Genomic DNA, 12668 nt, shown 5'->3' on the forward strand with positions numbered 1-12668 from the left:
TGCCGCCGACGCTCATCGGCGTCCTGCGCGGCCCCCTCTTCGGACCGCTTCGCGGCCTGCTCGCCGGCACAGCGCTGTTTTCTTAGCGGGATGTTAGATCTGGGTTCCGGACCTTGTAGGGGCCTGGCGGCCGCCTCCATGCTCATGCAGCACTCCCCGTCACCGGGGCTTCTCACCCCGTCCATCAGGGGCTTTCCACCATCCCAACCTGGGACTTCCGTCTGGAGCCGCCATGTCCTCTTCCCCGGCCGTGCCCGGAACCCGGTCCGAAGAACTGCGCGCGAAACGCCGCCTCGCCCTCGTCGGCGGGTCCCTCGGCAACCTCGTCGAGTGGTACGACTGGTTCGTCTACGCCAGCTTCGCGATCTACTTCGCCGACTCGTTCTTCCCCGGCGACAACCCGACCACCCAGCTGATGAACACCGCCGGTATCTTCGCGGTCGGCTTCCTGATGCGCCCGGTCGGCGGCTGGGTGCTCGGCCGCGCCGCGGACCGGCACGGGCGCAAGAGCGCGCTCACCCTGACCGTCACGATGATGTCGGTGGCCGCACTGCTGATCGCCCTGGCCCCCACCTACGGCCAGGCCGGCTACTTCGGCGCCGTGGTGCTGCTGCTGGCGCGGCTGCTGCAGGGCATGAGCATCGGCGGAGAGTACGCCGCCAGCGCGACCTATCTGACCGAGGCGTCCGCCCGCAACCGCCGCGGCCTCGGCTCCTCCTTCCAGTACGTGTCGATGACCTGCGGCCAGATCCTCGGCCTGGGCATCCTCATCACGCTGCAGCACACCCTGACCACCGCCCAACTGGAGAGCTGGGGCTGGCGCATCCCCTTCGTGCTCGGCGCGCTCTTCGCACTCGTGGTGTTCTGGCTGCGGCGCCGGCTGACGGAGACCGACGCGTTCACCGAGGAAGCCGGTGACGGCGGCCGTGAGGACAACACACGCGGCACGCTGAAGGCGCTGTGGCAGCACCGCCGCCAGGCCGGCCTGGTCATGGCGCTCACCCTCGGCGGCACCGTGGCCTACTACACGTACACCACGTACCTCACCAAGTACCTCATCGGCAGCGCGGGCATGGCGAAGAACACCGCCACCCTCGTGAGCTTCACCGCGCTCACCGTCTTCGCCGTGCTCCAGCCCTTCGCCGGGATGCTGTCCGACCGGATCGGCCGCCGCCCGCTGCTGATCACCTTCGCGGTCGGCTGCACCGTCGGCACCTACCCGATCATGACGGCGCTCGGCTCGGCGTCCTCGTACTGGTCCGCGCTCGGCCTCTCCCTGCTCGCCCTGGTGATCATCACCGGATACACCTCGATCAACGCGGCCGTGAAGGCGGAGCTCTTCCCGACCCGGGTGCGCGCCCTGGGCGTGGCGCTGCCGTACGCGATCGCCAACGCCCTGTTCGGCGGGACGGCGGAGTACGTGGCGCTGTGGTTCAAGAACGGCGGCCACGAGAAGATGTTCTTCTGGTACGTGTCCGGGTGCGCCATGATCTCCCTGATCACCTACGTCCTCATGCCGGACACCCGCAGTGCCGCGCTCAGCCGCGCCGAGACCGACGCGGACGCCGACGGCGACCCGGTCAAGGCGGCCGCTCCCGCCGAAGCGGTCCGCTGAACCCTCCAGGGAACCCACAGTGACCTGGGCGAGCCGCTTCCGTAAGCTGCTCCCCAGGTCACAGCGGCACAAGGACTCACATGCACGCGCTTCTCGTCGAAGACGACGACCGCATGGCCCAGGCCCTCGGCACCGCCCTCGCCCAGCGCGGGCACACCGTGCGCAGGGTCGGCCGCGCCATGGACGCCCTGCTGCACGTCCACGAGGCGCAGTTCGTGCTGCTCGATCTCGGGCTGCCGGACCTGGACGGTCTCGAGCTGCTGCGGCGGCTGCGCACCGTCTGTGACGCGCCGCTGATCGTGGTCACCGCCCGCTGCGAGGAGCGCGACGTCGTGCAGGGGCTGCGCGCCGGGGCCGACGACTATGTGGTCAAGCCGTTCCGGATGAACGAGCTGATGGCCCGGATCGACACCGTGCGACGCCGGACGGGGACCTCCTCGGTGCGTGCGGAGAGCGAAAGCGCTCCCGTGCGCGCCGGTGACGTGGAGATCGACATCGCGGGCCGCGCGGTCACGGTCGCCGGCGCCGAGGTGCGGCTCACCCGGCGCGAGTTCGACGTCCTGGCGTTCCTGGCCGCCCGCCCCGACCAGGTGCACTCCCGCGAGGAGATCCTGGACCGCATCTGGGGCGACGCCTTCCTCGCCGCCTCGCGCTCCCTGGACGTCCATGTGGCGGGCATCCGCGCCAAGACCGGCCGGGCCGAACTGGTCCGTACCGTCCGCGGCTTCGGCTATCAGCTCGGCTCCCCACAGGTGGGCGGCGAGCGATGAGGCGCAGACTCCTCGCGGTGCTGGTGGTGCTCATGGGAGCCGCGACAGTACTGCTCTCACTGCCCCTGGCCGGCTCCTACGCCGACGGGCGCACCGAGCACCTGCTACTCCAGCGGCGCTCCGAGGCGGTGCGGTTCGCCGAGCTCGCCGACCGGATGCGCACCGACGCCGACCGCACCGAGCTGTCCACGGAGATCCGCCGCTACGCCGACCTGTACGGGGCCTCGGTGACCGTCGTCGACACGGCGGGACGTACCGTCGTCCGGGCCGGACCGGGCGCCTCCTCGACGCCCGACCCGGCGTCGGGAGACGCCCTGCGCCGGGCTCTGACGGGCCGTTCCACCGAGCGGCTGCCGACGATCCTTCCGTGGGGCCCGGACACCGTGGTACTGGCCGAGCCGGTCGGGCGGGACGAACAGCTGAGCGGGGCGGTACTGCTGACCGTCCCCACGGACGCCGCCCGACACGACGTGACCATGCGCTGGTCCCTCATCGCGGGCGGAGCGCTCGCCGCCTTCTCGGCCGCGGCCCTGGTCGCGGTGGGCATCGCCCGGTGGCTGATGCGGCCGGTCCGCGACCTGGACCGGGCCGTGGAGGGCCTGGCCTCCGGAAGCCTGAGGACACGGGCCGTCTCCGACACCGGTCCACCGGAGCTGCGCAGCCTGCGGCAGCACTTCAACACCATGGCCGAGGCCATGGCCGACTCCATCGGCCGTCAGCGCGACTTCGTGGCCGACGCCTCCCACCAGTTGCGCAACCCGCTGGCCACCCTCGTGCTGCAACTGGAGAACGTCGAGCCGCACATCGCCCCCGGCCCGGGCCGGGCCGAACACTCCCGCGCCCTGGACGAGGCGGAACGCCTGGAGGAACTGCTCGACGGCCTGCTCGCGCTGGCGCGCGTGGAGTCCGGCACCGCGGAACCGGCCCAGCAGGACGTGTCACAGACGGTACGTGACCGGGTCGCGGCCTGGGCTCCGGTGTTCCGCGAGGCCGGGGTGGGGCTGAGCGCCCCGGCCGTCGCGGACGGCCTGCGGGCGCGGGCGCTGCCCGACGCGGCGGGCCGGATCCTGGACGCGCTCCTCGACAACGCCGCCAAGTTCGTGCCGTCCGGCGGCCGTGTCGAGGTGCGCGCCGCACTCCGGGACGACGAGGTGGCGGTGCGGGTCGTCGACGACGGACCCGGGGTGCCCGAGGAGCAACTGCCGCTGCTGCTACGGCGGTTCGCCCGAGCGCCCGACCACCAGAACGTACCCGGCAGCGGGCTCGGCCTGGCCATCGCCGACGAACTCGCCCGCCTCAGCGGCGGCCGGCTCACCGTCGCCGGCAACACCCCCCACGGCCTCGCCGTGGAACTCCGACTACCGGCCCGCTGAACCCCACACACCCGTCCAGTACACCTGCTCAGTCGTACACCGACCGGTAGTACACGACCCCACCGGGGTGCAGCGGCACCTCCCATCGCCGACGAACCCGCCCGCCTCAGCGGCGGCCGGCTCACCGTCGCCGGCAACACCCCCCACGGCCTCGCCGTGGAACTCCGACTACCGGCCCGCTGAACCCCACACACCCGTCCGGTACACCTGCTCAGTCGTACACCGACCGGTAGTACGCAACCGCACCGGGGTGCAGCGGCACCTCACCGGTGGAGATGGCGAACCGTGGCTCCAGCCGGGCGCCCGCCGTCACCTCCCGCAGCAGCACGCGCCACCGGTCGAACACCACGCGGAGCACCTCGCGCACCGCCCGCTCCGGCACGTCGGCACGGGCCATCAGGTAGTTGCCGACCCCGATGGTGCCCACGGGCTCCGTCAGCCCGTATGCCCCGGCAGGAATCGTGACCGCCGTGTAGGAGGGGCCGTATCTCTCACGCAGTGCGCTCACCTGGCCCTCCAGCGGCAGAAACCGCAGCGGCAGCTCACGTGCCAGGGCCGACAGCGCGGGCGTCGGCACACCGCCGGACCAGATCAGCGCGTCGACCGTGTCCCCACGCAGGGCCTCCACCGACGCCGCGAGTGCGAGCCGCCGCTCCTGCACCGCCCGCCGGCCGGTCAGCCCGGCGGCGCGCAGCAGCCGCCCGGCCACCACCTGGACGCCGGATCCCGCCGCGCCCGCGGCGACCGGCCGGCCAGCGAGATCGGTCAGCGAGCGCACCGGCCCGTTCGCCGGTACCACCAGGTGCGTGTAGTTGACGTAGACCCGGGCGAGCGCCGTCACCGCGGCCGGACGGGAGAACGGCTCCCGTCCCAGTACCGCTTCCTGCGCCGCGTCCGCCATGGCCAGGGCCAGCTCCACCGAGCCGTCCTCCAGCATCCGCAGATTGTCCACGCCTCCCGAGGTGCCCACCGGAACGATCTCCAGTCGGCCTCCACTCCCCGCGACCGCCTTCGCCAGGGCCTTGCCGAAGGCGTTGTACGGGCCTCCCTCCGGCCCCGTCGCGAAGCGCAGCCGCTGCGCCGGCCCCGCGTCCTGCGCGCACCCGGCCGTCGCGGCTGCCGCGACCCCGCCGAGCCCGGCCGCCAGCATGCTTCGACGGCTCACCGATGCGCTGGTCACGAGCGAAGGGTAGCCGCCGCACGGAATGCCGCAGGAGGGGAACCCGGGTCGGTGAGGGGGCGTTTATACAGGGGAGCGGGGTGGGCCGATCCGTCCCGTCGGGGGAAAAGGAACGAGGACGACAAGATGAGCGACAAGGCCCGGAAGCTGTTCGAGGCACTCGACCTCGACCAGAACGGGATCCTGACCCGCGAAGAGGTGATCATCGCCTTGCGGACGAAGGGCCCGACTCTGGCCGCATCGGGGTATCTGCCGTTCTGGGGCGTGGGGGACGTCGACACCTCCTCCGCGCTGTTCGACGCAGCGGACCAGAACGGGGACGCCGTACTGACCCTGGAGGAGTTCGCGGCGGTGGTGGACCGCCGTTTCGGCTGGCGCTGACCGGCTGCCGTCACGTCACGTCGGGAGTCCACCTTGATCACGGTGGCGGACGCAGGAGGCGACGACCACGAAGGGCCACAGGGACTGAACGGACGTCACCACGCGTTCGGCGACACCGACGGAACCGTGGACATGCAGTTCGATCAAGAACCATGTCGCGCTGACGCCCATCAGAGCGGTCACCCCGAATGCGGCGGCGGGCCGCAGCGCCCACGGTGCGGCCGGGTGGCGAACGGCGGACAGGACCGGCCAGACCGCCAGCAGGGTGAAGCCGACCGCCGCGACCGAACCGTGCCGCAGGGAGCCCCCGCTGCTCGGTGCCGGGAACAGCGCCACCACCAGCGCGGACACACCGCCGGCAGCGAGCGCCACGCGGCCGGCGAACGCGGCCGGCCGCAGCCCCCAGGCCGTGAGCAGGTGACAGACGCCGACGGCCACCAGCGCTCCGGTCATCACCCACGATCCGGAAGCGCCGTAAGCCGCCAGTACGCTGATCGTCCGAGTGGCGGGGTCGTATGCGGGCCCCTCGAGCAGCCCCGCAATCGTCCAGCCTGCGGCCAGCAGGACGGGCGCGCAACCCGACGTGAGCAGGGCCCACCTGGGCACAGGTGCTGGGGAGCGCTCGCGGAGAATCGGCTCAGCTCCGGGACGGGGTGAGCACCACGAAGTCCGCGTTCGACGGGTCGAGGCAGACCGCCAGCCGACCGACTCCCTCCGCGTCCTCCGGTCCCATCTGCACGCTGCCACCGTTCTCGGTGACCTTGGCGATCGTGGCGTCGCAGTCGGCGACGGCGAAGACCGGATGCCAGTACGGCCGCCCGCCCGCCAGGGCGAGGTCCTCCTTGCGGACCTCCATGAGGCCGCCCTGCATACGCTCCTCGGGAAGCCCTTCGGGGGTGATGAGGGTGTACGTGCCCCCGCCGCCCGGCAGTTCCATGTCGCCGAACCGCCAGCCGAAGACACCGCCGTAGAACTCCTTGGCGGCCGCTGCGTCGCTCGTGTACAGCTCGGTCCAGGACAGCGAGCCCGGCTCCTCCACCAGCTCGAAGCCCGTGTTCTTCCCCGGCTGCCAGACGGCGAACTGACCCCCCAGCGGGTCGGTGTACTGCGCCATCCGGCCCCAGTCGCCGAGGTCCCGCGGAGCCACCCGCACCGTGCCGCCCGCGCGCTCCACGGCCTGGGTCGTGGCGTCGGCGTCGGTGACGCTGTAATAGATCATCCAGGCCGGGCGCGCACCCTCCTCGGTGAGCTTGCCGAGGCCGGCGACGGTCTTGCCGTCCTTCCGGAACATCCCGCCCTCCATGTCCTCCCCCTCGCCCATGGACTCGTACTCCCAGCCGAGCACCGCGCTGTAGAAGGCCGCGGCGGCCCGGACGTCGGGGGCACCCAGGTCGAGCCAACAGGGGGAGCCGGGGGTGGCGTCAGTGGTGATCACGGCGATTCCCTTTCGCAAGGTCCGGTGTGATTTCAGCCTGACACCGGCCATCGGCAATCGCGCGTCGGACGTGTCCTGGACGCGGGGACCAAGGGACCTCAGGTCACCGGATCGAGGAAGGTCAGCACGGAGGCGTCCTCCTCGATCAGCGGGGTCAGTGCGGCGTTGAACGGGCCGCCGTACGGGGCCTTCAGGTGGGCCTGGAAGGCGTCCTCGTCCCGGTACACCTCGAAGATCCAGTAGGCGCGCGGGGCCGCAGCCTTGGTGTAGACGTCGAAGGCGAGGTTGCCCTCTTCCTCGCGCACCTTCTTGGCGTAGTCCAGGATCAGGCGGGCGACCTCGTCCTCGGCTCCCTCGCGGGCGGTGAATTCGGCGAGCAGGGTCTTGTTCACGGTGCGGTGTCCTCCGTGGTGCCGCCGGTCGATGCGCCGGCCAGGGGTGTCATCGTTGACATGTGTCATCGTTGACATCGAGTGGTCCGATGATGGGGGCGATCCGGCCGTCGCGTCAACGGTTCGGGCGTGATGCCCGCCCGCACGGCTCACCCCGCCCCGTCATGCGCGATCGGCCGTGGCGAGCTGTACCAACTGGCTCCGCAACGGCGGGTTGGGGCCGACAACCGAGCAGGTCAGGGCCGCGACCCGGGCGGTGAACCGGCATGCTTCCGCGACGTCGCCGAGACGGAGTTCCGTCAGCCGGCCGCCCAGGAGTCCGCGGGTTCCGAGGCGTTGCAGCAGCCCGGCGGTGAAGGAGTCCCCCGCCCCGACCGTGTCGGCGACCGTCGTCGGCACCGCGGGTATCCGCAGCCGTTCGCCGTCGAGCGAGAGCAGGACACCGTCACCGCCGAGCGTGATCACCACGAGCCGCGCCCCAGTCCGCGTGCCAGATGTCGCAGGCCTGGTCGTGCGGCGTGTCGGGCAGCAGGAGTTCCAGGTCGTCGGCGCTCACCCGCAGCACATCGGCGAGACCGCACCAGTGCGCAAGCCGGGCGCGGTGGACGTCGGGACGCACCAGCAGCGGCCGGACGTTCGGGTCGATGCCGATGGTCGCCCGGGGGGCCGCCGCGGCGAGGAAGTCCTCCACCACGGCCGCTCCGGGCTCCTGGACCAGGGCCAGGGGATCCGGTGTGCACGCAGGCGGTTTCGGACAGATCCACCCGCCCCAGTTCCTCGGCCGTCCACTGCCAGTCGGCCGTGTTCCGGGCGTGGAAGGAGAACGCGGCCTGCCCGTTCTCGTCCAGCTCCGCCACGGCCGGCGTGCTGGGTTCCTCAGCCGGTACGGCGTTCGACAGGTCCGCCCCGGATGCCTCGAGGTGGGGGCGGAAGACGCGTCCGAACACGTCGCCGGACAGCCGGGCGAGAAAGCGGCCGGGGTGCCGAGGCGGGCCAGGGCCACTGCCGTGTTCGCAGGTCCGCCGCCAGGCAGCACGCGCAGGGCGAGTTCGTTCGAGGCGCTTGCGGGTTCGGCGAACGCGTCCGCGACGCACTCCCCCAGGACGGTGATCTGACGGGCGCTCATGGGCTGCTCTCCCCTGACGAACATCCGAACAGGAGTGGCAATTCATGGCGCAGCCGGGATGGCGGCCACGCATGGGCGACGGTCGCGGGCGTTGCCGATTTGTGACGAGTCCAAGGCATTGACGTTTCCGGGAGATGGAGTCCATCATCCTCGCCAGGCAGTGTCAACGATGACATAAGTCAACGATGACACCCCGGGCGGCACGCTCTGAATCCCACCCCCGTGCCGCTCGCTACCCACAGGAGTCGAACATGCCTCGCACCACTCGTCTGTCCTCCTCCCTCCTCAAGGCCGCAGCGGTCACCGGCGTCGCAGCCCTCACCCTGACGGCCTGCGGATCCGGCTCCGGTTCGGGTTCCACCAGCGCCGGTTCGGGCGACGTCAAGGTCGGACTGATCACCAAGACCGACACCAACCCGTTCTTCGTGAAGATGAAGGAGGGCGCGGAGAAGGCCGCCAAGTCCGAGGGCGTCAAGCTCATGACCGCGGCCGGCAAGTTCGACGGCGACAACGCCGGTCAGGTCACCGCCATCGAGAACATGGTCGCCGCCGGCGTCAAGGGCATCCTGATCACCCCGAGCGACTCCAAGGCCATCGTGCCCGCCATCGCCAAGGCCCGCGCCAAGGGCGTCCTGGTCATCGCCCTGGACACGCCGACCGAGCCGGAAAGCGCCGTCGACGCCCTGTTCGCCACGAACAACCTGACCGCCGGTGAGCTGATCGGCCAGTACGCCAAGGCCGCCATGAAGGGCAAGACCGCGAAGATAGCCACCCTCGACCTCGCGCCGGGCGTGTCCGTGGGCGTGCAGCGGCACGACGGCTTCCTCAAGGGCTTCGGCGTCAAGGAGGGCGACTCCTCCATCGTCTGCTCCCAGGACACCGGCGGCGACCAGGCCAAGGGCCAGACCGCCATGGAGAACTGCCTCCAGAAGGACCCCTCCATCAACCTCGTCTACACCATCAACGAGCCGGCCGCCCTGGGCGCCTTCACCGCGCTGAAGGCCAAGGGCCGCGAGAAGGACGTGCTGATCGTCTCCGTCGACGGCGGCTGCACCGGCACCCAGGCCGTCAAGGACGGCAAGATCGCCGCGACCTCCCAGCAGTACCCGCTGAAGATGGCCTCCGAGGGCGTCAAGGCAGTCGTGACCTTCGCCAAGGACGGCAAGAAGGCCTCCGGTTACACCGACACGGGCGTCACCCTCATCACCGACAAGGCACAGGACGGGGTCAGCTCCAAGGACACCGCCTTCGGCCTGGAGAACTGCTGGGGCTGAGCCGCCCCCGAGGACCGTTCGGCACCGCCTTCCCCCCTCAGCGGGGCGGCCGGCCCCTTCCTCCCCGACCGGGGACGGCCGCCCCCTCGTCCTCTTGTCCTCCTGTTGTCATCCGGCAAGGAGCGACAACGACTTCTGTCTTCCGACAAGGACTTCGCATGACAGCCACGACCACGCCGTACGCCGAGCTCAAAGCACCGACCACGGCCCGCAGACTGCTCACGGCACCGACCACCGGCCCACTGGTCGCCCTCCTCCTCGCCTGCGCCTTCTTCTCCCTCTCGACCGACCAGTTCCTCACCGGCGGCAACTTCTCGCTGATCGTGCAGCAGGTCATGGTCGTCGGCACCCTCGCCATCGGACAGACCCTGATCATCCTCACGGCCGGCATCGACCTGTCGTGCGGCGCCGTGATGGCGTTCGGCAGCATCATGATCGCCAAGATGGCCGCGGAGGGCACCCTGCCCCCGCTCGTCGCCATCGCGGTGGGCATAGCCGTGTGTGCCGGCTTCGGACTGCTCAACGGGCTGCTGGTGCAGAAGATCCCGCTGCCGCCGTTCATCGTCACCCTCGGCATGCTCAACGTGGCGTTCGCGCTGACCCACATCTACTCCGAGGAGCAGACGGTCACCAACCTGCCCGGCTCGCTCACCGCGCTCGGGCAGACCTTCCCGCTCGGCCACACGGACATCACCTACGGCTCCCTGGTCACCATCGCCCTGTTCCTGCTCCTGGCCTACACGCTCAGCAGCACCGGCTGGGGCCGGCACGTCTACGCCCTGGGCAACAGCCAGGAAGCGGCACGGCTGAACGGCATCCGCACCTCCCGGCTGACCATCGGCGTCTACACCGTCGCGGGCCTGCTCTACGGCATCGCCGCCCTGCTGCTGATCTCCCGCACCGGAGTCGGCGACCCCCAGGCCGGACAGACCGACAACCTCGACAGCATCACCGCCGTGGTCCTCGGCGGCACCAGCCTGTTCGGCGGACGCGGATCGGTCCTGGGCACCTTCATCGGCGTCCTCATCGTCGGCGTCTTCCGCAACGGCCTGCAGCTGATGGGTGTCGCCTCCATCTACCAGACCCTGATCACCGGGGTCCTGGTCATCCTCGCGGTGACCGTCGACCAGATCTCCCGGAAGAAGGCCCGATGACCGCCACATCCTCCCCCACGCCCGTGCTGCAGGCCCGCGGTCTGGTCAAGCGCTACGGCCACGTCACCGCCATCGACGGTGCCGACTTCGACCTGCTGCCCGGCGAGGTCCTCGCCGTCATCGGCGACAACGGAGCCGGCAAGACCAGCCTGATCAAGGCGCTCACCGGCGCGGTGGTCCCCGACGCGGGCGAGATACGCCTCAACGGCGAACCCATCCAGTTCTCCGGTCCGCAAAGCGCGCGCGCCCACGGCATCGAGACGGTCTATCAGGACCTCGCCGTGGCCGCCTCCATGGACATCGCCTCGAACATGTTCCTCGGCCGCGAGCTGCGCCGCCCCGGCGTCCTCGGCAGCGTCTTCCGGATGCTGGACAAGAAGCGCATGCGTCAGGAGGCCGCCGAGCACATGGCCGACCTGAAGATCGGTCTGCGCTCGCTGACCCAGTCGGTCGAGACGCTCTCCGGTGGACAGCGCCAGGCCGTCGCGGTCGCCCGTTCCGTCGCCTGGGCCCGCAGCGTCGTCGTCATGGACGAACCCACCGCCGCCCTCGGCGTCAAGGAATCCGGCCAGGTCCTCGACCTCATCCGCCGCGTCCGCGACAAGGGCATGCCGGTCGTCCTGATCAGCCACAACATGCCGCACGTCTTCGAGATCGCCGACCGGATCCACGTCCACCGCCTCGGCAAGCGGGCCGCGGTGATCAAGCCCTCGGACTACTCCATGGCGGAGGTCGTCGCCATCATGACCGGCGCGCTCACCGTCGACGCGGCCGGAGGTACTGTCGTAGCCGACTCCGAGGCGGCGAAAGCCGCCGGTGTCAAGGCCAACTGACGGCACGACAGAAACACTCACCGGTTCCGGCCGGGACCCGCGGTCGGGGGCCGCGGCCGGAACCGACGAGCACGGGAGACTGTTTACCTCCATGGCAGCCAACCGCCGCCCCACCCTGGCAGACGTTGCCCGAGAAGTCGGGGTCAGCGCCAAGACGGTCTCCCGGGTCCTCAACCAGGACGGCCCCGTCTCGGCCCGGACCAGGGAACAGGTTCTCACCGCCGTGGCCAGGCTCGGCTTCCAGCCGAACCTCATGGCCCGCAACATCCGCGTAGGCGGACCGGACACCACCATCGGACTGGTCGTCCCCGACCTCGGCAACCCCTTCTTCGGAGCCGTGGCCAGGAGCATCGAGGCCACCGTCGGCGATCGCGGCCTGACCCTGCTCATGGGCTCCTCCGCGGACGATCCCGCGCGCGAACGGGCGTTGACGGACACCTTCCTCGCCCGCCGCATCAGCATCCTGATGGTCGTCCCGTCCGTCGGTGCCGACCACTCCCACCTCAAGACCCACCGGACGGGGGGCCTGCCCGTCGTCTTTCTGGACCGTCCAGGCGTGGGACTGTCCACGGACAGCGTTGTCAGCTCCAACCGCGCGGGCGCCCACGACGGTGTCACCCACCTCGTCGCCCACGGCCACCGGCGCATCGGCTTCATCGGCGACCTGCCCGCCAAGCTCTACACCCGCCGCGAGCGCCTGGCCGGATACCGTACGGCCCTGCAGGAAGCCGGCCTCCCCTACGACCGCTCCCTGGTCACCAACGCCCACGACCAGCACGGGGCCTCCGCCGCCACGTCCCAGCTGCTGGGTCTGGCGGATCCGCCCACGGCCCTGTTCGCCGGAAACAACATCGTCGCGCTGGGGATCGTCACCGAACTCTCCCGCAGCGGACGGAAGGACGTCGCCGTCGTCGCCTTCGACGACGTGGCGCTCGCCGAGGCACTCGAACCGGCCCTGACCGTCGTCGCCCAGGACCCCGAGGAAATCGGCAGAACAGCGGCGACCACCGCCCTCTCCCGCCTCGACGGCAACCGCTCCCGCGCCCGCACCATCACCGTCCCCACCCGACTCGTCGTACGGGGCTCGGGGGAGCATCCTGCTCCGGTGCTGCAGAAGGCCTGAGCGGGCTTCACG

Annotated in this window: 12 protein-coding genes and 1 pseudogene; 8 read left to right on the forward strand and 5 right to left on the reverse strand. The window is 70.8% G+C overall.

Annotated features, from left to right (window positions below; translation table 11 throughout):
* Positions 1–232 precede the first annotated feature (232 nt).
* The 3 genes from ABZO29_RS11400 to ABZO29_RS11410 all read left to right on the forward strand — a co-directional run bounded on the left by ABZO29_RS11400 (position 233) and on the right by ABZO29_RS11410 (position 3758).
* Positions 233–1615, forward strand: a complete 1383-nt coding sequence (locus tag ABZO29_RS11400; RefSeq protein WP_367320048.1) for an MFS transporter — start codon at positions 233–235, stop codon at positions 1613–1615.
* An 80-nt stretch (positions 1616–1695) separates the two neighbouring features.
* Positions 1696–2385 (forward strand): response regulator, encoded by a 690-nt coding sequence (locus ABZO29_RS11405; RefSeq protein ID WP_367320049.1) that lies wholly within the window; start codon positions 1696–1698, stop codon positions 2383–2385.
* Positions 2382–3758, forward strand: coding sequence for an ATP-binding protein (locus tag ABZO29_RS11410; RefSeq protein WP_367320050.1), 1377 nt, complete (start codon positions 2382–2384; stop codon positions 3756–3758). The genes ABZO29_RS11405 and ABZO29_RS11410 overlap by 4 nt, the downstream gene beginning before the upstream one ends.
* A gap of 211 nt (positions 3759–3969) precedes the next feature.
* Here ABZO29_RS11410 and ABZO29_RS11415 read toward each other — a convergent pair whose 3' ends face one another.
* The gene (locus tag ABZO29_RS11415) at positions 3970–4938 is read right to left on the reverse strand and encodes a TAXI family TRAP transporter solute-binding subunit (protein ID WP_367320051.1); all 969 of its coding nucleotides are present in this window, start codon (positions 4936–4938) and stop codon (positions 3970–3972) included.
* 126 nt (positions 4939–5064) lie between these two features.
* On the opposite strand from ABZO29_RS11415, the gene ABZO29_RS11420 reads away from it, so the two are divergent.
* Positions 5065–5319, forward strand: coding sequence for an EF-hand domain-containing protein (locus ABZO29_RS11420; protein WP_367320052.1), 255 nt, complete (start codon positions 5065–5067; stop codon positions 5317–5319).
* A 15-nt stretch (positions 5320–5334) separates the two neighbouring features.
* Here ABZO29_RS11420 and ABZO29_RS11425 read toward each other — a convergent pair whose 3' ends face one another.
* The 4 genes and pseudogenes from ABZO29_RS11425 to ABZO29_RS11440 form a co-directional block, all read right to left on the reverse strand.
* Positions 5335–5925, reverse strand: coding sequence for a DUF998 domain-containing protein (locus ABZO29_RS11425; RefSeq protein WP_367320053.1), 591 nt, complete (start codon positions 5923–5925; stop codon positions 5335–5337).
* 31 nt (positions 5926–5956) lie between these two features.
* Positions 5957–6754 carry a VOC family protein gene (locus tag ABZO29_RS11430; RefSeq protein ID WP_367320054.1) on the reverse strand — a complete coding sequence of 266 codons (798 nt, stop codon included), beginning with the start codon at positions 6752–6754 and terminating at the stop codon, positions 5957–5959.
* 98 nt (positions 6755–6852) lie between these two features.
* The gene (locus ABZO29_RS11435; protein WP_367320055.1) at positions 6853–7146 is read right to left on the reverse strand and encodes a putative quinol monooxygenase; all 294 of its coding nucleotides are present in this window, start codon (positions 7144–7146) and stop codon (positions 6853–6855) included.
* Between the two features lie 162 nt (positions 7147–7308).
* Positions 7309–8272: pseudogene (locus ABZO29_RS11440) on the reverse strand (carbohydrate kinase).
* Positions 8273–8523: 251 nt separating this feature from the next.
* On the opposite strand from ABZO29_RS11440, the gene ABZO29_RS11445 reads away from it, so the two are divergent.
* The 4 genes from ABZO29_RS11445 to ABZO29_RS11460 all read left to right on the forward strand — a co-directional run bounded on the left by ABZO29_RS11445 (position 8524) and on the right by ABZO29_RS11460 (position 12656).
* Entirely contained in the window at positions 8524–9546 is a 1023-nt protein-coding gene (locus ABZO29_RS11445) for a sugar ABC transporter substrate-binding protein (RefSeq protein ID WP_367320056.1), read from the forward strand.
* A 158-nt stretch (positions 9547–9704) separates the two neighbouring features.
* Positions 9705–10700 (forward strand): ABC transporter permease, encoded by a 996-nt coding sequence (locus ABZO29_RS11450; RefSeq protein ID WP_367320057.1) that lies wholly within the window; start codon positions 9705–9707, stop codon positions 10698–10700.
* Positions 10697–11533, forward strand: coding sequence for an ATP-binding cassette domain-containing protein (locus ABZO29_RS11455; protein ID WP_367320058.1), 837 nt, complete (start codon positions 10697–10699; stop codon positions 11531–11533). Before ABZO29_RS11450 ends, ABZO29_RS11455 begins: the two co-directional genes overlap by 4 nt.
* Before the next feature lie 91 nt (positions 11534–11624).
* A complete protein-coding gene (locus ABZO29_RS11460) occupies positions 11625–12656 on the forward strand; it encodes a LacI family DNA-binding transcriptional regulator (protein ID WP_367320059.1) in 1032 nt (343 codons plus the stop codon).
* Positions 12657–12668: the final 12 nt, after the last annotated feature.

This window comes from Streptomyces sp. HUAS ZL42, from assembly GCF_040782645.1.
GTDB lineage: Bacteria > Actinomycetota > Actinomycetes > Streptomycetales > Streptomycetaceae > Streptomyces.

Coding starts and splice junctions, on each gene's coding strand:
- ABZO29_RS11400 (WP_367320048.1), top strand. CDS start 233: ATGTCCTCTTCCCCGGCCGTGCCCGGAACCCGGTCCGAAGAACTGCGC.
- ABZO29_RS11405 (WP_367320049.1), top strand. CDS start 1,696: ATGCACGCGCTTCTCGTCGAAGACGACGACCGCATGGCCCAGGCCCTC.
- ABZO29_RS11410 (WP_367320050.1), top strand. CDS start 2,382: ATGAGGCGCAGACTCCTCGCGGTGCTGGTGGTGCTCATGGGAGCCGCG.
- ABZO29_RS11420 (WP_367320052.1), top strand. CDS start 5,065: ATGAGCGACAAGGCCCGGAAGCTGTTCGAGGCACTCGACCTCGACCAG.
- ABZO29_RS11445 (WP_367320056.1), top strand. CDS start 8,524: ATGCCTCGCACCACTCGTCTGTCCTCCTCCCTCCTCAAGGCCGCAGCG.
- ABZO29_RS11450 (WP_367320057.1), top strand. CDS start 9,705: ATGACAGCCACGACCACGCCGTACGCCGAGCTCAAAGCACCGACCACG.
- ABZO29_RS11455 (WP_367320058.1), top strand. CDS start 10,697: ATGACCGCCACATCCTCCCCCACGCCCGTGCTGCAGGCCCGCGGTCTG.
- ABZO29_RS11460 (WP_367320059.1), top strand. CDS start 11,625: ATGGCAGCCAACCGCCGCCCCACCCTGGCAGACGTTGCCCGAGAAGTC.